The organism is Bacillus sp. Cr_A10 (assembly GCF_029222665.1).
Classification (GTDB): Bacteria; Bacillota; Bacilli; order Bacillales_A; family Planococcaceae; genus Psychrobacillus.
In genome coordinates, this window is record NZ_JARHXR010000003.1 from 109,034 (window position 1) to 131,870 (window position 22,837).

Here is a 22,837-nt window from a genome sequence, read left to right on the forward strand (position 1 = left end):
TTTTCTTCTCTCCTTTTTAATTCCATTCATAATTCTTTTCTTTTAACATTTTTAGAAATTCATCTACTACTAATGGGTTAAATTGGGTGCCTCTACCATTTTTAATTTCTTTTATCGCTTCTTCGAATGTCATAGCACCTCTGTATACACGATTTGTCGTCATTGCATCAAAAGCGTCAACTACCGCAACAATGGAAGCTTCTAAGGAAATTTCTTCGCCGATTAACCCAAAGGGATATCCCTTTCCATCATACCTTTCATGATGCTCCTCTACAATAAAAGCGGCTTGACGTAATCGTTCAATTTCATGATTTCTCATCATTTCTGCACCTAACGTTGTATGCATTTTAATGATTTTCCATTCATCATCTGTAAGCTTCCCAGACTTATTTAATATTTCAATTGGAACTGCTAGCTTTCCTATGTCATGAAAATACGATCCTGTACTTATGACCTTAATACTTTCACCAGGTTTTATACGCTTCCATAGTTCAATGGAATAATCTCTTATTCTTGCACAATGATGATATGTATATCCATCTACTTCTTGTATCCTTCTCGCATCGCGGTGCAAAATTTCTCGTTCTGTAAAATCTCTCTCAAAAAAAGGAGTTGTCATCTCCAATAATATCTCTACTTCTTTCTGTGCATAACAGGTTACAACGGACGGTTCCATACTAGCATTGATGACGTCTCCTGCTTGTAAAATAACCTTTTCACCTTTACGTTTAACTTCTAATTCTCCATCAACAATGGTATAGCGCTCTACATAATTGTTATATTCTTTTGAATAAAAATTAATCCAAGAAGTGCTGTTCGGTAGCAAAGTATATAAAGAATAAGAAATGTTATTAGCGCTTCCGATATACGTAGTGATAGTCTTATCTGTCACGACTTTAGATAAAGAATATTTAGTTTTGATATCCAGGATCTGCTCTTTAGTAAGTATCATTTGGCCTCCATGCGTTCTGACAGCATTTTAAACTATTTTTTCTTCCATTATATCTTTAACTACTCATGCACAAAATATAAATCTGATTATTCTGCCTATTTTTAAGAGAGTCTTATTTTGTTGGAATTTGACGAAATATTTATATTTATTATAACAATTAGCAAAAGCTTTTACACTAACATTTATGAAAGAAGCGTATATAGAAAAAAGCTACTCGTTCCCTTTAATGACATAACTCGAAATCGTTACGGAGAGTTTTAGGCAGATTGTGTCTGGTGAGGCATCCCTAATATATAGGAAGTATCATACAGCTTTTAGTGTGCGGTTACCGCAAGCTCGCGTGAGCCTCCGCCGGATTAGTCTCTCCTTGGCCGTCTTCACAGAGCTTTTCTTTACAAAAAAAGACCGTCTCACTATTAAAGCGAACGGTCTGCATCTTTTTATTTGACTAGTGCTTCTTCTAAATCTTCTACCGACTGTGATTCACTTTTAGCAGTTACAGCATGAGTAAGCTGCTCAATGCTCGGACGAATATTTCCTTTTCCTGCGTAATTTTCAAGCATTTCTTTTACATCAATTCCGGAGGAAGCCTTCAATGTTTCCTGAAGAGTGGACATTAAATTGGTTGCATAAGAAGTAACTTTGTTTGCACCTCCACCTTCACCACTGCCTGTATCGACCACTGTAATCTTGTCAATATTTGAAAGCGGGCTTGCAATTTCCTTTGCATACTGAGGCAACATCCGTACAATCATGTCTAGAACTGCAGCTTGCCCATACATTTCAAACGCTTCTGCAATTTTACGTTTTGCTTCCGCTTCGGCAAGACCTTTTAGACGAATAATATCTGCTTCAGATTCTCCTTGTGCTCTTTGAGAATCTGCTTTAGCAACACCATCTAATCGAACTTTTTCTGCCTCAGCCTTTGCTTTTGCTTCAATTCTGTATTTTTCCGCATCTGCTTCCGCTATCTCTCGAGACTTAGCTGCGGCTGCATTTTGTTCAATAGCATAACGATCGGCATCCGCTTTTTTCTTCACTTCCGAATCATATTGTTTCTCACGACGAAGTATCTCTTTCTCTTCCAATTCAATTTGCTTTTGACGTTCTATGATTTGAATTTGCATTTCTTGCTCTGTTACTTCTTGCTTCGATCTTGCAGTTTCCAACTCATACGCTTGGTCCGCACGTGCTTTAGCAATATCTTGTTCACGGCGGTACTCTGCTACTTTCAGTTGGTTCTCTTTTTCCGCTTCCGCAATTTCTGTAGCTCGCTCTAACTCAGCACGTTGTGCATCTTTTGAAGCTTCCGCACGTTTAATACGTGTTTCTTTTTCAGCCTCTGCAGTAGCAATATCTGCATCTCTTTTCACCTGTGCAATTCTTGGTTTACCTAGAGAGTCTAGGTATCCGTTCTTATCTCGAACATCCTTAATTGTAAATGAAACAATTATAAGACCCATCTTAGCCAAATCTTGCGAAGCAACACGTTGTACTTCCTGCGAAAACTTGTCACGATTCTTATAAATTTCTTCAACTGTCATCGATCCTAATATAGAACGTAAGTGACCTTCCAATACTTCCTTCGCTTCGTTTTCACGATCTTCTTTTGATTTCCCTAAAAATTGCTCCGCCGCTGTTGCAATTTCCGAAATCGAACCACCTATTTTAATAATAGCTGTTCCATCTGCCATAACTGGAACTCCTTGTTCCGTGTACACTTCAGGTGTTGTAACCTCTAATTTACTTGACAATAAGCTTAGTGGTTGGCCTTGTTGAAATACTGGAAATACAAAAGTACCTCCACCACGAATAATTTTAATGCGATTGCCAGAGTCGTCTGTATGTACATTTTTCGACCCTAAATAACTCCCCGTTACGATTAGCGCTTCATCCGGTCCAACTGTTCGGTATTTTGTAATGTAAACTGCTAGGATAACAACTATCACAAATACAACAGCCCCAATTACTATTAAAAGTCCCATATCCAACATTTCATTTCCCCCTACCCCTTATATTTTAATGGCTCATATTCTTTCACTAAAAAAGTACCCGCATCTACATCAATGATTAATACTTGTTTACCGTAGTCAATCTCTTCATTGTCATACTCAGTTGCCCTTTTGGATATCAATCCATTAACTGTCTCAATAACAATTTCGCCAAAACCGTCCTTTGGAATAGGAACAATTACTTTTCCAACCTGTCCTTGAAGTGATTCATCCGTATAAGCTGTTGATACTTCTGATGAAGCCAACGGAACTAAAATAAAGTAATACATTAAAAAGGACAAAATACTAGAAATGATTAGTGCAGCTACGATAATAATCGTATTACTCCAGTCTGTAATTTTAAATAATATAAAGCCTGAAGCACATACAAATAAAACAAAAGATAAAATAACAGTAGGATTAAAAATCCCGGCATCTAGACCGTCAATCGCATCCGCAAACAAAACATATAAAATCGTTACAAGACCAACAATGATTAAACCGTATAAAAAGATTTGCTCGATTTTTATCACCCCTTTTTCCAACTACTTATATATACGGAAACACTTTCTGAAAGTTTCATATTTTTACTTTTTTTCAAAAATAGTTTTTTCTATCTTTTTGCTTAAATCGACAAATTTTTTCCTCTGAAAATATCAATATTTACTGTAAATTCAAATATGTAAACGTTTTCAATATGTTTTATCACCCTTATTTTAGGGAACAATGTTACAGCATTGTAAATTTCACAGTTTTTAAGTAAAAAGTGTGTAGATTTTGTAATTTTTTTGTTATGATATTTGAGATTAATCGACAAAAAAAATTCTAAAGTCCAGGAGGCTTTTATGATTAGTTCAAAAAAACAAGATCCATTTTTTACATCTTTACTTAAGGTAGCTCAGAACGTCCAAGAAGCAGCTCATTACGCTGACGACTTCCGTATCAACACTGTTGCTGATTTAAAAGAAATCAGTGTGCATGTAAAAAATTATGAGACTGCAGGGGACAAACTAATACACGATTTAATCGTGATGCTTAACAAATCCTTCATGACTCCTATTGAACGCGAAGATATTTTGTCATTAGCTGTTAGAATGGATGATATTTTAGACGGAATTGACGATTTCACTGCTAATCTAGAAATGTTCTCGCTCATTGAAATCGATGATTCTATGCGTACGTTTTTAGGTTATATCGTTAAAAGTACGGATGAAATTGTAAAAGCTATGGAGCTTCTTGCAAATAAGAAGTTACTTCAAATGCATGAACATGCTATTCTTATAAAAGATTATGAACGTAAGTGTGACGATGTACTTCGTTCGTCGATTAAACAATTATTCCTAAAAGAAAAAGATCCAGTTCGAATTATACAATTTAAAGATATATATGAAAAATTAGAAGAAGTCGCGGATTATTGTCAAAACGTAGCAACTACGATTGAAGCAATTATCATGCGAAATGCGTAGGAGTGCTTTAAAATGGAAACTATTTTCATTCTTACGATTCTAGTAGTATTTTTTGCTTTAGCCTTTGACTTTATCAATGGATTTCATGATACTGCTAATGCAATTGCAACATCCGTTTCAACAAGAGCTTTAAAACCAAGAGTAGCTGTTATGATGGCTGCAATTATGAACTTTGTTGGTGCCCTCACTTTTACAGGTGTTGCCAAAACAATTACAAAAGATATTGTGGATCCTTTTGCACTGCAAAACGGCTCCCTCATTATATTAGCTGCACTTCTTTCAGCTATTATTTGGAACTTGGTTACATGGTATTTTGGAATTCCATCCAGTTCTTCACATGCGCTGATTGGATCTATCGCAGGAGCTGCAGTTTCTGCTGCCGGCTTTGCCATTTTAAATTGGGCAGGGTTCATTAAAATAATTCAAGCACTAATCCTTTCCCCCTTCCTTGCACTTGCAGTCGGATTCCTTATGATGTCTTTGTTTAAAGTCATCTTTAAAAAAGGAAGCCTCTATGGGACAAACAAAGGATTCCGTATATTCCAAATTGGTACAGCTGCACTTCAATCTTTTACACACGGAACTAATGATGCGCAAAAAGCAATGGGGATTATTACGATGGCATTAATTGCTGCAGAATTACAAACTACGGATGATATTCAGATGTGGGTACGTATTTCTGCTGCATTAGCAATGGGTCTAGGTACATCCATTGGTGGTTATAAAATCATTAAAACAGTTGGCGGTAAAATTATGAAGATACGTCCGATCAACGGTGCCGCAGCTGACTTATCATCTGCTATGATTATATTTGGTGCTACAACCATTCATTTACCAGTATCTACAACACATGTAATTTCTTCTGCTATTATGGGAGTTGGAGCTGCACAACGTGTGAAAGGTGTAAAATGGGGAGTAGCTAAAAAAATCGTTTTAACATGGATTATTACACTTCCAATCTCTGCGATAGTTGCAGGACTTATCTACCAAGTACTAAACTTATTCTTTTAATAGAAAACCCCTCGTCTTAGGACAAGGGGTTTTCTTTATTCTATTATTTTTAATCCTAGTGACTTTGCAAAACCAATTGCTTGTTCAGTAGACACTGTACAATCTCTAAGCTTCTCAATGGAAACAGTTAATTGCTCATATGTATTGGAACTTAAATCAATGTCCTTCATGGAAGTTTCCGTGAAGTTAGCGTCGTTTAGTTCGCATTTCTCAATCTTTACTTTATCAAAAGCAACCTCTATGAAATCTGCTCTATTTAACGTGACTTGTTTAAAGGCTACTTTCTTTAGTTTAGAAAAACTCAAACTTACATAATTTGCAACAGAGTCCTCTATTTTTACTTCTGTTAGTCTGCTCTGTGAGATATTTGCACCAATTAACTTGGAGCCTCGAATTTCTACACGATGAAACACCGCGTCCCCAAAGTCTACATTGGACAAATCACATTTATCAAATAAACAATCGATAAATTCTACTTGATGAAACCGAACTCCTTCCATCGAAATGTTTTGAAAATGGATTTGATCGAATATAATTTTATCCTCTTGTTCCTCTTCGAAATTTAATTCTGTAACGATACCGCTTGAGACATAATTATCTTCCTGAAGTGCACTTTGGATGTCCAGTTCTTCTAACGAGCTAGATAGTTTCGGTGGAGTAATTTTCATTCACTAAACCTCCCTTTCATTGTTCCTATAATATTAACATTATATTAGTATGTTTTCTCTTCTTTACAGTACAATGGGGTTAGATATTTTGTTAGGGGGAAATTTATGCGTTTTTTATCTAATATAGTCATGCGTTATTACAAAGCAATTCTTATTGCTTGGTTAATTCTGTTTATTGGGTTGGGGTTTTTGGCTATTCGTTTACCCGGTTTATTGGAAGGCGATGGCTTTAACACAGATGGTGAACATCAGAAAGTTATGGAAGAACTAACGGAGACATTCGACTTACCTGCTGAAACATTATTTGTCGTGTTTGATAACACCTCGGATGCAACAATCGAAAAAACGTTAGCTAATATTGAGGATTTAGATATTGCCGAATCAATTCAATCCCCTTTGGATGATCCTGCTCTTTATAAGGACCATGTGGCTTATGCTATGCTTCATTTTAATAGTGATACTAATGGGGTAGTAGATAAGTTACGTGAAACAATTGATGGTGAAAAGGGCGTTACATTAACTGGCGGCGCTGCGATTAATGAAGATATTAATAGCGCTAGTCAAAAAGACTTAGTAAATGCAGAAACAATTGGTTTACCAATTGCTATCATTGTTCTTTTATTAGCATTTGGTGGTGTAGTAGCTGCGGTAATACCTCTTCTTGTTGGAGTAATTACGGTTGTTTCTACCTTCGGATTAATGACATTATTCAGTAGTACGATGGACTTGTCCATATTTGTTATGAATATCATACCAATGCTTGGGCTAGCGTTAAGTATCGACTTCGCTCTATTACTTATTAATCGATACAAGGAGGAATTGCTGAAGCAATCTGTACAAAATGCAGTTTCCACTGCTATTCAAACTGCTGGTCGTTCAATTATTTTCTCTGCTGTCTGCGTATTTATTGGATTAGGGGCCATGCTTGTGATGAAAGTGGATATTTTCCAAAACATTGCACTTGGCGGGATGCTTGTGGTGTTCATGGCTGTTCTTGCATCTATCACTTTATTGCCATCCATTTTACTTTTACTAAAAGGACATATAAATAAGTGGACAATTCTACGAGTAAAACCAGGTGCATCTACGAGATGGCGTAATTTTGCTGCATTTGTTATGAAGAGACCAGTTACGTTAATTGTTGTAGCACTTATTGTTTTAGGAATTGGTATTATTCCTGTAAAAGATATGGAACTCGCTATTCCACAGGTTGATTCTCTCCCTATTTCGTACGATTCTCGTCAAGCATATGAATTGATGGATGATGAGTTTGGATTAGGTGATCAATCAACTATCTATATAATTGCCGAACGAAAAGATGGTTGGGACAATACAAAAGGTTTAGAGGAAATAAAAAACTTAGAAGACCAGTTGTTAGCGGATAAAGATGTAGATTCTGTTAATACCATTTTTACAGCTAGTGAAATCCCTACTGTAGAGCAATGGGAACAGAGTATGCAAGTTCCTGAAATAAAAGCTCAGCTAACCCCTTTGACGGAATCGTTTATACAAGATGATAAATTACTTTTGCCGGTCACTCTTAACTTAAACGGATCGTCGACAGAGGCACAGGATTGGGCTCGTGAATGGTCTGAAAAAGATGTAGGCGTGGACATTATGCTTGGTGGACACCCAAAATTCAATCAAGAAATATTTGATGAAATATTCGATAAAGTAGGGTTATTACTGGCAATAATCCTAGGATCAACCTTTGTTATTCTAATGATTGCATTCCGTTCTATATTAATACCGTTGAAAGCAATCATAATGAATGTAATCGGACTCTCTTCTACTTTCGGGATCTTAGTATACATTTTCCAATATGGTCACTTCGGCATAGAGGAAACAACGATTGCACTAATAATACCAGTCATTGTATTTAGTTTAGTGTTTGGATTGAGCATGGACTATGAAGTGTTCTTAATTTCTCGTATTCAAGAGGAGTATGCAAAGAATCTCGATAACACTGCAGCTACGATTGATGGGCTTACCTCTACAAGTAAAATTATTACATCTGCTGCACTTATTATGATTGTCATCACTGGTGCATTTGCATTTACCGATGTGATGCCAGTTAAACAAATTGGAGTAGGAATTGCCATTGCAGTTGCCATAGATGCTTCCATTATTCGTTTGCTATTAGTACCAAGCTTAATGAAGTTGTTTGGAAAATGGAATTGGTGGATGCCTTTTAGTAAGGGTCCATATAAAGCAAGTAAGTGGCATTAACAAAAAAGGCAAGCAGATGAGATTTTCTGCTTGCCTTTTTTACATGGATTCGATTATTTAACTCCGTTTTTCGTCCAAATATCTTGTGGAACCACTCGATTATTTGGGATAGCCATTCGATTAAATTACGAAGCCACTCGATTATTCGACTCAACCATCCGATTGTTAGAATTTAGTTTGGTACCAGTTTTTTGCTGCTTGCACTTCATCTTGCGTTAATTGATGACCATAGGAATGCCAATATAGTTCTACTTCTGCTCCTGCATTTTGTAACAAATCACGTAATTCCTCGGATTCAGTAGCAGGACACATGAAATCATTTTTTCCTGCTCCAATAAAAATTGGGGCACCTGTAAGTGGAGGTAATTCTACACCACGTCTTGGAACCATTGGATGATGTAGAATGGCTCCTTTTAAGACATTCTCATATTCAAATAAAAGATTTCCCGCTATGTTTGCCCCGTTGGAATAACCAATAGCGACTACATTATTACGATCAAACTCATAATTTTCTGCTGCCTCATCGATAAAGTTTTTCAATTCTTCTGTACGGAGCTTCAAGTCCTCCAGATCAAAAACACCTTCAGCCAGACGTTTAAAGAAACGTGGCATCCCGTTTTCTAATACTTTACCGCGAACACTTAATATATTTGCTTCACCGTCTACTTCTTTCCCCAAGCCTACTAAGTCATGCTCATTCCCACCTGTACCGTGTAAAAGCAATAATGTTGGTCTAGTAGAATCTTCACCTTTATAAAAAACATGCTTCATGTATAAAACTCCTTTTATTTATCTTGAATTTGAGATAATTATAACTTGATTCATTATATAGGTCAAACAAAAGGATGTTTTCACAGTTAAATGTCTTGCAACAGATGCTTCAACTTTTCCGGTTCATCCACTCGTATAGCAAACTCTGTTACACTCTTTTTCATTCCCAAAAACATCGTAGCTTGAACAGCTTCGTGAAGGTAGACAATCGCTTGTGGGTCTACTTCTTCAAAATCTTTATACATAAATTTCAAGGTATTCTTGCTTGGTGGTGATCCTCCCCATTCCACTTCTTTAATGTTAGAAAGTGGAACAATTATTCGAGATGCAAATCCTTGAGTAATATATAATTTCCCGCTCTTTATTTCCATTGGATGTAGTCTAGTTACTTGAATGTCAGCGAGAACAAAAATAACTGAGTAAATATTCAATAGTAGGAGAACAATTGACAGAACGAGTGATTTTTCATGCAACCACCAGTGCAGTCCGATTGTTTCAATAAGAATTGCATGTATAAGCATTATATTAATAGCTACAGCACTCGTCTTTTCATGCATTGTCACAACGCCAGCATGGCTTGGCGCTTTCTTTTTCCAAGTGAAAAATGCATAATACATCATTAAGACTTCGGACATGAAAATTTGGATAAATACATTCTTCGTTACTACTTTTTCGATGGCAGGCAACATGCTGTAAATTGGGTCTTCATTCATTTTCTTCATTTGCTTTCGAATCTGTGGCACTTTCCAAATAACTAGAAATAAAAGACCTAGTTCAGCTAGAACGAGTAAAGCTTCTACAGCAATTCCTGTATACAGTATTCCAGCAAAAGGTGCAAATAATTCAAAAGGAATAAAAATCCGAGCAATTACTAAACCAGCAACCATTAAACCAATAGTTTGTTTAATCGTAATTTTAAAAGCAGCATAAAAAAGAAGCGGTGCAATGATTGCTAAATCAATTAAAGAGCCAATTGCTACGCCACTAGTCACCTGTAACGATAAAAATTCTTGAACTCCCGTTTGATACAAAAGAAAATTGGAGGTTAATACTAAAAAAAGAAAGGCCATTGCTAAATGAGCCTTACGGTTTTTACGGTACACCATAAATATCTCTCCTTTTCTTCGTTCTTTCTTTAATTATAACTTTCTGTTTTTTTAAAATACTAGTATAATTCATCAATTCAATCAAAAAAGAAGCACAAATTTATGACAGACACAAAGTTCTTAGTTAGTGTTCAAAATAAAAAGCCTAACCATTGATAGTTATGGCTAGGCGTAGCAATTATGATTAAATTTTCATAGCTAATCTTCTAATATTAACTTATTTGTACCCTTCCACATGATCGATCCAATCATCGTAATAACTAGGACAACTAACCCTAATACAAACGGATATATAATATGCACATCATACAATAATCCGGCAAGAAGTGGTCCTAATACATTTCCTATACTCATATATGCATTATTCATCCCCATCGCAAATCCCTGTTCTTGACCAGCTAGCTTGGATATCAATGTTGTAAGGACCGGACGTAATATAGAAGTAGACAGGAAAATAATCATCGTAATTACAAAGAAAAACGTGTAACTCGAGGCTACTATGGAAAGGAAAAATCCAAATGCTGTGATACCTAAAAAGATTTTTAATACATTAGCTTCGCCAAAGCGACGTACAACTATATCTACAGCGAACAGTTGAACAATAACACTGACAATTCCCGTTGCGGTCACCATCCAAGCTATATCTTGAGGAGAGGCACCAAATTCATTATCTACAAATAGACCAAGGACCGACTCATACGCCATTAATCCAAAGCTCATCACGAGTGTAATGACAAGGGGGATAAAGTAAGGCTTTTTAAAGGACTGTACGATCTCTTTTACCATAGGCTCCGGCTTATTTTGAGGGCCAACATTTTCTAACGCTTTACTTTCTTTCAATACGAACATGGAAAAGATTACTGCCAAAACACCAACGATGGCAGAAATAAGAAGTGGAATTTTTAAACCGAAATCTGCTAAAAATCCTCCGATTCCAGGACCGATTACTATACCAAGCGACATCGACGCTGAGATTAAACTATTCCCTTTTGCACGTTGTTCCATTGTCGTAATATCAGCTACATAAGCGAAGATCGCCGGAATTAATAGCGCAGCTCCTACACCACCGATAATACGAGACACATACAAGATACTTACGGAATCGGAAAGATAAAAAACAAACATAGATAATGCTAAACCACTTAAACCAGCGATTATCATTATCCTCCTACCATATTTGTCTGCCCATTTTCCTGCGATTGGAGACATTACAAGTTGTGCTCCAGCAAATATGGCGATCATTAATCCTGCTGCCGTTCCTCCTTGACCAATGGACTTTAAATAAGCAGGTAGAATCGGAATAATAATACCAAAACTTGCAACCGCTATAAACATATTAATCATTAATACAGACAGTTTCTTACGTTGATCCTTCGTCATTTATTTCCAACTTTCATATAATTATTGTTGTAAGAGAACAACATGCTTTTAATAGTAACCAAGAAAACTACTTGCCCAAACTAACCGAGGGGCAAGTAGCTTTATATTACTGTATCTTTATTCATTTAACTTCTCAATTGTCTTGGCTACACCTTGCATTGGATAAGACTCTGCTAAAGCATCATGCCCGACCTTTACTTCATCGTATTTCTCTAGTTTATTCCGTTGATCCATCGTTAAAGAAAACCAGGTTGCATCTTTACCTTGTTCAATCGCGTCTTGAACAGAAAGGGTTATAGCCTGTTCTACGGACAAGTCACTTACGACTAATATATCTCCATCCTCGTTCATGTCTATAATAACTCCAGTAATATAGCCAGTTGGCTGAGGCTGTGTAGGATTATCTTCAAAAAACTGCGTTATAAAATAAAAGGCGGCTCCAATAGCAAAAAGGAGAACAGCCACTAGGAGTATAACCGTAGATTTACCTTTCATCGGAACGCCTCCTTACTTCTTCCCTACTCTGCGAAAGCCTTCTTCTAATAGATAAGTTGTCGCTTCTTCATACGAACCAAAGCTATCCTCTAAGTTGTATCCATGATAGATATTCCATAGCGTATCTTCTTGCAACAACGTTAGTTTAGAGTTTTCTTTATTTTTCCACTCTTCTTCTACTTCTTCCTCGAGAAATTCTTCTTCCTCTGTAGCTAAGTAAGAAATAGAGTCTTTGATCATTTGTCTTAATTCATCTGCTGAAACTTCACGAATATTCACAAGTCCTTTTTCTTTAGCTGTATATTGAGGAAGATCTCCTACATAAACAAATCCATTACCATTTGGGTGAAGGTGATAAACAACAGTTGTTTTATCATATAAACTATCTTCGTAATGGTAATTCACTCGTTTCATGGATACTTCCTTACGAGTTAACTCCGGAAATTCCTGAATGATTACTTCTTTTTCTTCAAATGTTAGCATATGAAACCTCTTTCTCTTCTAATTTCAACCCTAGTATAGCATATCCCTTATCCTCTACGCGTCCACCATTCCGCTAAAAGAATAAAACATATGACAACCGCAATGACAAGAGCAAAAAACCAATCTGGTAAGCCACTCACATTTGTTCCTCCTTACACATTCGTCTCAAAAATCTCGCAAAATTTTGAGAAGTAAATCCTTCTACTTCATTCGCTGAATAGCTTTTTAATAAATATTTTACTAAGTTTTGTGTTTTCGAAGCATCTTCCAGCCCTACAACAAATTCTCCAATTCCATCAAAATCTGAACCCAATCCAACCAGATGTTTACCTCCAAGTCCAGTAATATGATCAATATGCTCAACCAAGTGTTCCATTTCTACAGGTTTGTTGTAAGTGTTAATAAATTGTGGATAATACACAACATGAATGGGAGATTCTCTTGCAATCAAAGCTTTTAATTGATCATCTGTTAAATTTCTTGGCGTATCACATATAGCTCTTGCATTTGAATGGCTCGCCATCAACCATTTTGCTTTCGGCAACACATCCCAAAATGATTTTTCACTCAAATGAGAAACATCAATTATAATATTTTCTTCATTTAATAAATCCACTACTGTTTCTCCAAAAGAGGTTAAGCCTGTTCCCGAATTTCCCGATGCTCCATCTGCAACTTCATTTGCTCCATTCCAAGTAAGGCCTACCAATTTAACTCCGTGTGATAATAATAACTTTAATTTCAAAAGATTTCCATCAATCATATCGAGCCCTTCCAATGAAAGGACAGCACCGATTTGGCCCTCTTTTAGGGTTTCTAGCTGCTCCCACTTATTAATCGCTACGACATTATCGTGTTTTCCTACAATTTCCGTATAGAAAAACTCTATTTGGCGAATTGCCTCCATAAATTGCTTTTCTTTAGGAAAGCCTTCTGACACAAACACAGCAAATAATTGAAGTGCTACCTGTCCTGCTTCAAGTGCTTCTTTATTTGCTTGAAGTAAGGAAGAGTTCGCAAAGGATATTGGAGTTTCTGCTTTTGCCAATTTATACAATACGTCACAATGCAAGTCGTATACTTTCATTATTTTCCCCCTAAAGAAAACCGGTACTCCTTTCACAGAGTTACCGGTTTTCTTTTATAATAACTAACTCCGTTCGATGTAGTACTGCCGATTTCGGAGTCAACAAGCCAACTAATATAGGTAACTAATTACGCTACAAGTGAAACTTAGACTCTCACTCCGGTGCTTCTTCAGCAAAAGCCAACCATTCTTCTTTAGAGGGACCATACATTCCAGGAATAACTAGCCCTGCTTGACGCATAAGTACAGTCATTTGACCTCTATGGTGTGTTTGATGAAAAGTTAGTACTTGTAGGATATTTGCAATCGTCCATACCTCACCATACATATCTTTTTCTTCTAACAACGTTTCATCTGTCCATTGTTCTTTTATAGCACGAACCATAGCGTCACTTGAATCTTTGTATGCCTTGGCTATTTCCTTAGCAGTTTCAGGTTTAGGTGCGTCATGCGGTGTAGCTGTAAATTGTAATCCCGTTTTTCCAATCATCTCATCGATTGTTACAACAAGATGCCAAGCAAGTTGCCCTAGTGTTCGGCCTTCATCGTAAACTTTTTGTTTTAAAGAGTCATCTGTTAATGTTTCAAGTATTTTGAGGGTAGAATCACTCTCATGTTTCCAATTTGCTAAAAAGTCTTCTAATTTTCTAATCATGTCTATACTCCTCCAATATTTAATTATAGTTATTATTTCTATACATCTAAAGCTTAATCCTGCTATTATTCATTTTTGTTCCGAATAGATATTACTAAGAGAATATGGTAGACTAAAGGCCAGACAATAAGAGGACGTGAGTGAATGATTAAAATCGAACTACCAAAACCAACTGTAACTATTACGCAACGTGAACAAGTGCGCAAAGAAGGAGAGCTAGAAATTCCATCCATTTATGGATTTATCGACTTTCACCAAATCCCTCGAGATAAGGGCGGCATTTTCATGTTCTATAACAAAAATGATGAGCTATTATTCGTAGGAAAAGCGCGTAAAATTAGACAACGTATTAAAAAACATTTTGAAGATAATGTTTCTCCGATGATCAAACATCGTGATGAGGTCTACAAAATTAGCGTATGTGTAGTGGATGAAGCAATGGATCGTGAAATATACGAAACATATGCTATCAACACACTGAAAGCAAAATACAATATCGACAAAGTCTTTTACAAGTAATATAAACACCAAGAGAACAATTGCTCTTGGTGTTTTTTATTTTCTTTAATTGCTTTAGCAACGGATTGGTTGCTTGAATCTTTACTCTTTTGCTTACTACTTATTCAAAAACACTTGTACTATGTGGTGGTTGAACACGTGATTTGGGGTCAATAAAGGCTTTAATATGACTAATCGCAATGGGTACTTCTCCAAATCCTACTGCAATCAGCTTTACTTTCCCATCATGCGTGCAAACATCCCCTGCAGCATATATCCCTTCCATGTTCGTTTCCATTTTTTCATTCACAACTACCGAATTTTTTTGCATCGTGAGACCCCAATTCTTCAAAGGCCCTAGTGATGCTACATTTCCATAATTGACAAGGACATGATCAACCGGGATTCGTTGTTCAGATTTATCTTTTGCAACGATTACAACCTCTTGAATGGAATTACCATCTCCAACTAATTCTTTAATTCCAAAAGGTGTCTTTACATGCACCTTTGAATTCTTCAGTTGTTGAACAGTCATTTCATGAGCTGTAAACTCTCTGCGATGGCAAATAGTTACGCTCGCAGCTACATCTTCAAGCATTAAGGACCAATCCAACGCAGAATCTCCGCCACCTAATACAAGTACAGTAGAATCTTTAAAATCCTGTAAGTTCTTTACTTTGTAGTGAAGATTTTTCCCTTCATATTCTGCAGCTCCTGGAACATTTAATTTACGAGGTTGAAACGAACCGATGCCAGAAGTAAGTAAAATAGTTCTGGTAAAATGCACCTCTTTATCCGTCGTTAATTTAAAATGATCGTTGAATCTCTCAAGAGATGTTGCCGTTTCCTCTAGGCAAATTGTTGGATTGCTATAAGCAGCCTGTTCCTCCAAGTTTGCTATTAAGTCTCTAGCTAGAATTTTTGGAAGCCCTCCAATATCGTATATATACTTGTCAGGATAAAGCTCCATTAACTGTCCACCAAGCTGCGGTAAACTATCGATTATTTTCACCTTAAGGCCACGTAGTCCTCCATAGAATGAAGCAAATAATCCGGTCGGACCTCCACCAATAATAGTAACGTCATACATTTCACTGTTCATACTACTAAGCACCTCTATTTTTATCTCATAAAAATCGATTTCTCATTTCAGGAGACGGAATTGTACAGCTTTCTTTTTTGCCAAACCATTTATACCGATTATTCGCAACAAATTTATACAGAATATCCCGAAATGTCTTGGGAATGATCTTAAAAACATAAAAAACCTTCCATAGCCCTTTTAAATGTTTACATATAAAAATTGCAGCGTCGGAGGAATCATATACTGTATTATCTTCAATTACTAAAACACTATTCAGCTTTTCAGGAATAAGATGCTTTATTTTAAGTTCCCTTCCTATATCACTCTGCAAGGCAGCAAACTGAAAAAACACTTTGGGATCTCTTGCGATGATAAATTGAACACTTGCATCACAAAAGTTACACTCCCCATCAAATAAAACAATAGCAGTCACATGATAACCTCCTTTCTTTCAGTGTACTATAGTGGGTTACTTTTGTTGAATTATATGCATAATAAAAGGACGTCCTAACTTACAGGACATCCTTCGTTTTACTGTTTATCTTGAGGAGTATCCGATGATCCGACTTCTTCTAATATTTCAAAGCTGTTAGAATAATCTCGCACTCGTGGATCTTCATCCTCCACCGGTTGATCTGTAGTTGAATTCAGAATATCTTCTTCTACTGGACGAATATCCTCATTTACCTCTTGTCTTGCATGTTCTACGCAAGTTAAAGCAGTTGGTACAGCCTCTAATCTTTCCATCGGAATCTCTTTCGAGCATTCTGTGCAAGTACCATATGTTCCTTCTTCCATCGCAGCTAGTGCTTCTTTTATATCTTGCATTTCATCCTCTTCATGCTTTTGCATTGCCAAACGAGTATGTTGAAGCGTTAAATCAGTTGCACTATCGGCAGGGTGGTTATCATAAAAAGATAACTCCGTTGTATTAAACTCTTCATTATTATCTCTACTATGTTCCAATTCGTTTAAACGCTCAAGTAATGTATCTTTTAATTTATCGTACTTCGTCGTCATAAGAACTCCTCCTTTTATTAACAGATAAAAAATCAATTATCTGTCCAAAACCCAAAGCCTCGTCTATCGGCAGATATTCGCGCTCGCGTTTATTTAATAGTAGGATTCCCACTTTTCAACGAAATAAAACAATATGTACTTCTTGATTTAGTAATAGCAAATATTGATACAATTGCATTCGATGATGCACCAAATGATTAATAATTTGAATAAACCATTCACCCTTACTATAATCACTTCCCCAATATGTGGTGAATCTTTCCTTTAATTCATCTTCGGTTATGTTCTCAAAATAGATTAGAAGTTCTTGAATACCAGTTATAAATCGATTTTTTACTTCTGCTATATTCTTAGACATATTTGTTTGATAATACTCCGTCATTTGCTGTGCCGAATAGCCTTTTTGAATTTGCAAATCTGCTCCTGGTATTTGGGAGAGATGCATGCAAACTTCCCATACACTCATTTTATTTACGACTGGACGTTTATTCCGTGTTTCTTCATCCACTAGTTCAAAAAGTTCTAAGATTGTTTCTGAAATAAATTGTAATTGTTTTATAGCATCATTGCTCATTTGTGCGCTCTTTTCCTACTTCTGTATGAGCGAATTTACGCACCATCTTTTTAATATTTTCTACCTTACGAAACCTAAGTGCTGACCAATCTTCATCAATTGCAATATTTCGAACGGGTTCAAAACCTTCTTCGGCAAGCACTCGTGCAACAGTATCTCTGCTACAATCTGAGCCTTTATATACTTTGGAAGATTTTTTAGGATAACATAACCATAAAAGACCATCTTCTTCAAGAAAATCAACAACTGATTTAGAAAGGTTAACTATCTCTTCGTTGGAAGTTCCAAACACTTGAATAAACCCATAATTTTCTTCTTCTACTTTTTTATCTACTCTTCCTTCAAAAGCAGTTAAAACCTCATTATAAGAAGATGGGGCATTTAAAATGAGCACTGCTTTTCCTGTTTCTTTCCATTGTAGCTTCTTTAGCACTGGTTGAATTTCAGTCATTGTTAATCCTTCTTTCATTTTACATTCATAGTACCTTATTTTTTGGTTATCTTACAATTATGCTTTCATTACAATATTTTCGAATTTTCAAGTATGATAATAAAAAGGAGTGATTGTGAATGGGTATTCATAAGTTTTTTATGAGCATGAACGATTTAGAAAGAATTATACGTGCCCCAGGACGTTTTAAGTTCGAGGATCATAATGTTGCTGCACATTCATGGAAGGTTTCTCAATACGCGATGTTTTTTGCAACAATCGAAGAGAACAATGGAGCGACTATTAACTGGAAGTCACTTTATGAAAAAACGATTAATCATGACTTTGCTGAAATTTTTATCGGAGATATTAAAACTCCAGTAAAGCATGCTTCACCAGAACTTAAACAGATGCTTTCTCATGTAGAAGAAAAAATGATGGAGAAATTTATTTTAGATGAAATCCCAGAGGAATTCCAACCTGTTTTTTTCGACCGAATGAAAGAAGGAAAAGACGAAACCATTGAAGGCAGACTACTTGAACTTGCTGATAAACTCGATCAAGTGTATGAAGCTTTTGCAGAATTACAACGCGGAAATACGGATATTGAGTTTTTAAAAATGTACGATAATGCTTTAAGAAAAATAGTTCATATGCCTTTAGAAAAAAGTGTTAATTACTTTAAAGAAGTTATGTTACAAGACATTATGGAGGAAGAATCTGTAATTGATGTGAGAGCTCTTACCTTAAAAATTTTGATGGAATAAAACTTTTTTAACAATAAATGCGATATACTGTATAATATAGTGTATAATTTTGTTAACTATTAAGATTTTTGAAGGAGGGTTGTCACATGCCGATACCAGTTAATCATACAAAACCTGTAAGAACTACCGCAAAACTTCATGCTTTTAATCAATTACAGCAATGGATTATCGATGGTACATTACAACCAGAAGAAAAATTAAATGATATCGAGCTTGCACAGGCACTGGGAGTTAGTCGAACTCCCATTCGTGAATCACTTCAGCTCTTAGAATCACAAGGCTTTGTCACCATGCAACCAGGAAGAGCTACGCAAGTAACTGCAGTAGAAACAGACGACATTAATAATCTTTTACCACCATTAGCAGTATTGCAAGCGCTTGCAGCCGAACTCTCTATTCCTAATATGGATGAGAGCATACTTGAATTACTAGAAGAAAAGAACAAGCAATTCGCGGATGCGCTTCGGACAAAGGAATTTACCACTGCATTGAAAGTAGACGAAGAGTTCCACCAGATTATTGTGGATAGTGCCAATAATCCATACATACTTTCTATGATAGAAATGCTTCAAGCACATGTGCGAAGATTGTTCTATTATGAAAAAATTAATCTTAGAGAGTATTCCGTAGAACAACACGCTGAAATAATTCGTTTTCTTAGAGAAAAGGACACAAAAAAAGTAACAGAAGTTATGCGCGCAAATTGGATTTATACTATAGAAGAATTTTAATAGAAAACAAGCCCATTTACATTAAGTAAATGGGCTTGTTATTTTTATGCTTTTTGCATTTTTGCAATTATGCCAGTTATAAGAGTTACAACTATGAAAGGAATTAACCAGCCCAGACCTACACTATAGAACGGCAAATAATTCTCATATAATGATACGATTGGTTTCATCCATCCAAAATAATCAATGCCTAGTGAATCACATAATGCTTTAAAACCGTCAATAACACTAATTAAAAAAGTTACGAGTACAACACTTACATAAACAATTCTTGCGTGATTAAATAACGGTGAAAGGAATGTCAACAAGATCATTACAATTGCTAATGGATATAGCAGCATCAATACAGGAATTGAATATGTAATGATGTTTGATAATCCAAAGTTAGCAATAATACATGTAAACACACTAAAGAATATGACAAATGCCTTATAACTAATTTTCGGCATCAACGTATGAAAATACTCCCCACATGCAGTTGTTAAACCAATACTAGTTGTCAAACATGCTAAGAAAATAATAACAGATAAAAGCACTGCTCCAAATGAACCGAAGTAATGCTCAGAAGCGCTACTTAAAACGGGACCACCATTATCAAACAATCCAAAAAGACTTGTACTTGTTGCACCTAAATAAGCAATCCCTGCATATATAACGCCTAAAAAGAATACAGCAATTCCACCAGACTTAGCTGTTGCAGATATAATTCCTTTTGTCGAATTAACTCCCATGGAACGAACTGCATTGATCACGATAATACCAAATACAAGTGAAGCTAAAGCATCCATTGTATTGTATCCCTCTGTAAAGCCGGTCATAAATGCATTATCCACATAACTTCCTTGAGGAGCTTCAAACCCACCCATAGGCTTCAAAACAACAAAGAGTAATAAGATAAATAACCCAATAATTATTCCCGGTGATAAATATTTCCCTACATTATCTACAATTTTCGAAGGATTAAGAGAAAATAATAATGTAATTCCAAAGAAAAGTATTGTAAATACGAGTAATCCAATTTGTGCATAGTCAGCATCTATAAACGGTTGAATTCCAATTTCATAAGAAACGGCTCCTGTTCTTGGCAAAGCGAAGAAAGGTCCTATAGTTAAATATAACAAAGAGGTAAAAATAACAGCGAAAATAGGATTTACTCTACTTGATAACTCCTGTAGATTTTTACTTCCTGAGAATCCCATTGCAAGCGTACCTAGGAAAGGTAATCCAATTCCCGTTGCCAAAAATCCAATTACCGCTGGCCATACATTCGTTCCTGCGTTCTGACCTAAACTAGCTGGGAAAATTAGATTTCCTGCTCCAAAGAATAGTGCAAACAACATTACTCCAATAACAAGATGATTGGAGAATGATAATTTTTTATCCATAATTATTCTGCCTCCTGTAATGATAAACAAAATCATTTTTGTTTTAGCTTGTGTATTTTCTTAGATGAATTTGCATAAATGATTTTTATCATTTCTTCAGCTTGCAAATATATCAGACCTGATAATACTATGTATTGACGCAGAATGCAATATATCAGACGAAATATATAGAAAATTGTCGTAATTATAATAATATTATTTACATAATTACCTGAATCATGTTACTATTGGTAAAATTTATATGCGATGAAGAGAAGAGTAGATCGATCAATTCTTTTGAAGAGAGCTCCGGGTGCTGAAAAGGAGTAAGAATTATTTATTGAACCAAGTCTCAGAGCATCACAAAGGACCCTGCTAATAGGAGATGGTGTGACGGGAGCTCCCGTTATCGGGCTCAGGTATTCGCAAATCGTAGTTTATTTGCCGTACCGATTAAGATTAATATGGTGACATATTAATAAACTAGGGTGGTACCACGACTTTCTAAATCTCGTCCCTAAGACATTTGTCTTGGGGGTGGGATTTTTTTATTTGCAGTTTTTTAATAAATGCTCTGTTACTATAGTGGCTCATGCGGACGTGCTAATTGCAAATAGATTCGTATAATCCCCGTATGATTTTAACTATTAACAGCAAAGTTTAAAAAGCCATTTAATTGAGAAAGGAGTATAACAGGACAATGAATAAATTATACTCATCATGGAAGTACCCATTTATATTATTAGTGGGAATTGGCATTTCTAATCTTGGTGCATGGGTCTATTTAATTGCACTTAATTTAATCGTGTTGGATATGACGAACTCCCCTCTTGCTGTTGCCGGACTTTATATTGTTAAACCTCTGGCTACCTTGTTTACGAATAGTTGGGCAGGTAGTGTAATTGATCGAATCAATAAAAGAAATTTAATGATAGTGCTTGATCTATTTCGAGCAATGTTTATAGCATTTCTACCGTTTGTTTCAGACATTTGGCTAATATATTCCCTTGTCTTTATAATCAATATGGCAAGTTCTATATTTGAACCAACATCTATGACCTATGTTACAAAGTTAATACCAATCGAACAAAGAAAACGATTTAATTCGCTGCGAAGCTTAATAGATTCTGGAGCTTTTTTGATAGGACCGGCGATAGCTGGAATTCTATTTTTACTAGGCACACCCACAGTAGCAATTTTTATTAACGCGACTGCCCTCCTATTATCAGGTATCGTTACTTTATTTATGCCTAATTTGGAAAAGTATCAGGCGATTGCACAAGCAGATGACCATTTTACATGGGCGGTATTAAAAAAAGATTGGAGTATTGTTTTAAACTTCAGTCGGCATTTTCCTTATATTATGATCATTTACTTTTTGTTTAGTTGTGTGATGGTAATGGCGACTTCTTTGGACTCTCAAGAAGCTGCATTTGCAAAATCAGTACTTTCCTTATCGAACACGGAGTATGGGTTTCTTGTAAGTATCGCAGGGGCAGGTATTATTACAGGGGCTATAGTGAACTCCATATTTCTAAAAATGCTGAGGACGTTTATTTTAATTGGCGTTGGTTCTTTATTTGTTTCAATTGGTTATATTGTATATGCTTTTTCGAGCTCCTTTTTAGTAGCAGGCATAGGTTTTTTTATCCTTGCCTTTTCTCTAGCATTCGCTAATACAGGATTTCATACGTTTTATCAAAATAATATCCCAGTAAATATGATGGGCAGAGTTGGCAGTATATACGGGTTAATTGAAGCATTCTTCATTATTTTAAGTACAATAGTTATTGGGATTACAGCAGAACTCGTCTCCATCCAGTTCGTCGTAATTTGTGGTTCATTACTAATGTTAGCCCTAACCGTTCTATTATTGTTTTTAAGTACAGCTCCTTCTAAAAGGGAATATTACAATGAATAAGGAATATGTATATACATTATTTTTGTAAAAAACCTCAAGCCAAATCGAGAACACTGTAAAGTCTATAGAAATTGTCTTTACTAAATAATGTCGTCCGAATAAGAAAATCGTTGAAACGGCTCCCTTTCCGCGGGCGTTGCCTCAGCATCCTAGG

24 protein-coding genes and 1 other annotated feature are annotated in these 22,837 nt (G+C 35.9%); of the genes, 7 read left to right on the forward strand and 17 right to left on the reverse strand.

The features are described 5' to 3' along the window. Positions 1-16: 16 nt before the first annotated feature. The 3 genes from P2Q73_RS02840 to P2Q73_RS02850 form a co-directional block, all read right to left on the reverse strand. Positions 17-952 (reverse strand): HD domain-containing phosphohydrolase, encoded by a 936-nt coding sequence (locus P2Q73_RS02840; protein WP_056830990.1) that lies wholly within the window; start codon positions 950-952, stop codon positions 17-19. A gap of 440 nt (positions 953-1,392) precedes the next feature. Beyond that, the gene (locus P2Q73_RS02845) at positions 1,393-2,937 is read right to left on the reverse strand and encodes a flotillin family protein (RefSeq protein ID WP_481747132.1); all 1,545 of its coding nucleotides are present in this window, start codon (positions 2,935-2,937) and stop codon (positions 1,393-1,395) included. 20 nt (positions 2,938-2,957) lie between these two features. Beyond that, positions 2,958-3,476 (reverse strand): NfeD family membrane protein, encoded by a 519-nt coding sequence (locus P2Q73_RS02850; RefSeq protein ID WP_371256545.1) that lies wholly within the window; start codon positions 3,474-3,476, stop codon positions 2,958-2,960. 312 nt (positions 3,477-3,788) lie between these two features. On the opposite strand from P2Q73_RS02850, the gene P2Q73_RS02855 reads away from it, so the two are divergent. Together P2Q73_RS02855 and P2Q73_RS02860 are read left to right on the forward strand one after the other, a co-directional pair. Continuing rightward, complete coding sequence (locus P2Q73_RS02855; RefSeq protein WP_053591585.1) at positions 3,789-4,409, forward strand: DUF47 domain-containing protein; 621 nt, start codon at positions 3,789-3,791, stop codon at positions 4,407-4,409. Positions 4,410-4,421: 12 nt separating this feature from the next. Further along, positions 4,422-5,420: an inorganic phosphate transporter gene (locus P2Q73_RS02860; protein ID WP_053591584.1), complete on the forward strand. Its 999-nt coding sequence runs from the start codon at positions 4,422-4,424 to the stop codon at positions 5,418-5,420. A gap of 35 nt (positions 5,421-5,455) precedes the next feature. Here P2Q73_RS02860 and P2Q73_RS02865 read toward each other — a convergent pair whose 3' ends face one another. After that, entirely contained in the window at positions 5,456-6,088 is a 633-nt protein-coding gene (locus P2Q73_RS02865; RefSeq protein WP_053591583.1) for a pentapeptide repeat-containing protein, read from the reverse strand. Positions 6,089-6,193: 105 nt separating this feature from the next. On the opposite strand from P2Q73_RS02865, the gene P2Q73_RS02870 reads away from it, so the two are divergent. Continuing rightward, positions 6,194-8,317: an MMPL family transporter gene (locus P2Q73_RS02870; RefSeq protein ID WP_275783675.1), complete on the forward strand. Its 2,124-nt coding sequence runs from the start codon at positions 6,194-6,196 to the stop codon at positions 8,315-8,317. Between the two features lie 165 nt (positions 8,318-8,482). Here P2Q73_RS02870 and P2Q73_RS02875 read toward each other — a convergent pair whose 3' ends face one another. From P2Q73_RS02875 to P2Q73_RS02905, 7 genes are all read right to left on the reverse strand, one after another. Beyond that, on the reverse strand, positions 8,483-9,088 hold the full coding sequence (locus P2Q73_RS02875; protein WP_275783678.1) for an alpha/beta hydrolase: 606 nt from the start codon (positions 9,086-9,088) through the stop codon (positions 8,483-8,485). 86 nt (positions 9,089-9,174) lie between these two features. Continuing rightward, positions 9,175-10,194, reverse strand: a complete 1,020-nt coding sequence (locus P2Q73_RS02880) for a beta-carotene 15,15'-monooxygenase (RefSeq protein WP_275783681.1) — start codon at positions 10,192-10,194, stop codon at positions 9,175-9,177. Between the two features lie 198 nt (positions 10,195-10,392). Then, positions 10,393-11,574: an MFS transporter gene (locus P2Q73_RS02885; protein WP_056831001.1), complete on the reverse strand. Its 1,182-nt coding sequence runs from the start codon at positions 11,572-11,574 to the stop codon at positions 10,393-10,395. A 117-nt stretch (positions 11,575-11,691) separates the two neighbouring features. Then, a complete protein-coding gene (locus P2Q73_RS02890) occupies positions 11,692-12,069 on the reverse strand; it encodes a DUF3221 domain-containing protein (RefSeq protein ID WP_056831003.1) in 378 nt (125 codons plus the stop codon). A gap of 12 nt (positions 12,070-12,081) precedes the next feature. Beyond that, positions 12,082-12,552, reverse strand: a complete 471-nt coding sequence (locus P2Q73_RS02895) for a hypothetical protein (RefSeq protein ID WP_275783686.1) — start codon at positions 12,550-12,552, stop codon at positions 12,082-12,084. Positions 12,553-12,688: 136 nt separating this feature from the next. Continuing rightward, positions 12,689-13,639 carry a dipeptidase gene (locus P2Q73_RS02900; RefSeq protein ID WP_275783688.1) on the reverse strand — a complete coding sequence of 317 codons (951 nt, stop codon included), beginning with the start codon at positions 13,637-13,639 and terminating at the stop codon, positions 12,689-12,691. Between the two features lie 154 nt (positions 13,640-13,793). Next, positions 13,794-14,294: a DinB family protein gene (locus P2Q73_RS02905; RefSeq protein WP_275783690.1), complete on the reverse strand. Its 501-nt coding sequence runs from the start codon at positions 14,292-14,294 to the stop codon at positions 13,794-13,796. Between the two features lie 144 nt (positions 14,295-14,438). Here P2Q73_RS02905 and P2Q73_RS02910 point away from each other — a divergent pair, with 144 nt between their 5' ends. Next, a complete protein-coding gene (locus tag P2Q73_RS02910) occupies positions 14,439-14,813 on the forward strand; it encodes a nucleotide excision repair endonuclease (RefSeq protein ID WP_275783693.1) in 375 nt (124 codons plus the stop codon). Between the two features lie 100 nt (positions 14,814-14,913). Here the strand turns inward: P2Q73_RS02910 and P2Q73_RS02915 are convergent, their stop codons facing one another. The 5 genes from P2Q73_RS02915 to P2Q73_RS02935 all read right to left on the reverse strand — a co-directional run bounded on the left by P2Q73_RS02915 (position 14,914) and on the right by P2Q73_RS02935 (position 17,921). Next, positions 14,914-15,894, reverse strand: coding sequence for an NAD(P)/FAD-dependent oxidoreductase (locus P2Q73_RS02915; RefSeq protein WP_275783697.1), 981 nt, complete (start codon positions 15,892-15,894; stop codon positions 14,914-14,916). 25 nt (positions 15,895-15,919) lie between these two features. Next, positions 15,920-16,309, reverse strand: coding sequence for a thiol-disulfide oxidoreductase DCC family protein (locus P2Q73_RS02920; protein ID WP_275783701.1), 390 nt, complete (start codon positions 16,307-16,309; stop codon positions 15,920-15,922). A 98-nt stretch (positions 16,310-16,407) separates the two neighbouring features. Beyond that, positions 16,408-16,896, reverse strand: a complete 489-nt coding sequence (locus P2Q73_RS02925) for a TraR/DksA C4-type zinc finger protein (protein ID WP_056831013.1) — start codon at positions 16,894-16,896, stop codon at positions 16,408-16,410. Positions 16,897-17,011: 115 nt separating this feature from the next. Continuing rightward, the gene (locus P2Q73_RS02930) at positions 17,012-17,470 is read right to left on the reverse strand and encodes a DinB family protein (RefSeq protein ID WP_275783705.1); all 459 of its coding nucleotides are present in this window, start codon (positions 17,468-17,470) and stop codon (positions 17,012-17,014) included. Next, a complete protein-coding gene (locus P2Q73_RS02935) occupies positions 17,460-17,921 on the reverse strand; it encodes a hypothetical protein (protein WP_053591569.1) in 462 nt (153 codons plus the stop codon). Before P2Q73_RS02935 ends, P2Q73_RS02930 begins: the two co-directional genes overlap by 11 nt. A 119-nt stretch (positions 17,922-18,040) precedes the next feature. Here P2Q73_RS02935 and P2Q73_RS02940 point away from each other — a divergent pair, with 119 nt between their 5' ends. Continuing rightward, entirely contained in the window at positions 18,041-18,667 is a 627-nt protein-coding gene (locus P2Q73_RS02940) for a YfbR-like 5'-deoxynucleotidase (RefSeq protein ID WP_053591568.1), read from the forward strand. An 86-nt stretch (positions 18,668-18,753) separates the two neighbouring features. Continuing rightward, positions 18,754-19,398, forward strand: coding sequence for a GntR family transcriptional regulator (locus P2Q73_RS02945; RefSeq protein ID WP_053591567.1), 645 nt, complete (start codon positions 18,754-18,756; stop codon positions 19,396-19,398). Between the two features lie 44 nt (positions 19,399-19,442). Here P2Q73_RS02945 and brnQ read toward each other — a convergent pair whose 3' ends face one another. After that, positions 19,443-20,783 carry a branched-chain amino acid transport system II carrier protein gene (gene brnQ / locus P2Q73_RS02950; RefSeq protein ID WP_056831017.1) on the reverse strand — a complete coding sequence of 447 codons (1,341 nt, stop codon included), beginning with the start codon at positions 20,781-20,783 and terminating at the stop codon, positions 19,443-19,445. 237 nt (positions 20,784-21,020) lie between these two features. Next, positions 21,021-21,284 (forward strand) — a binding site (T-box leader). A gap of 178 nt (positions 21,285-21,462) precedes the next feature. Here brnQ and P2Q73_RS02955 point away from each other — a divergent pair. Beyond that, complete coding sequence (locus P2Q73_RS02955) at positions 21,463-22,683, forward strand: MFS transporter (RefSeq protein WP_056831019.1); 1,221 nt, start codon at positions 21,463-21,465, stop codon at positions 22,681-22,683. Positions 22,684-22,837: the final 154 nt, after the last annotated feature.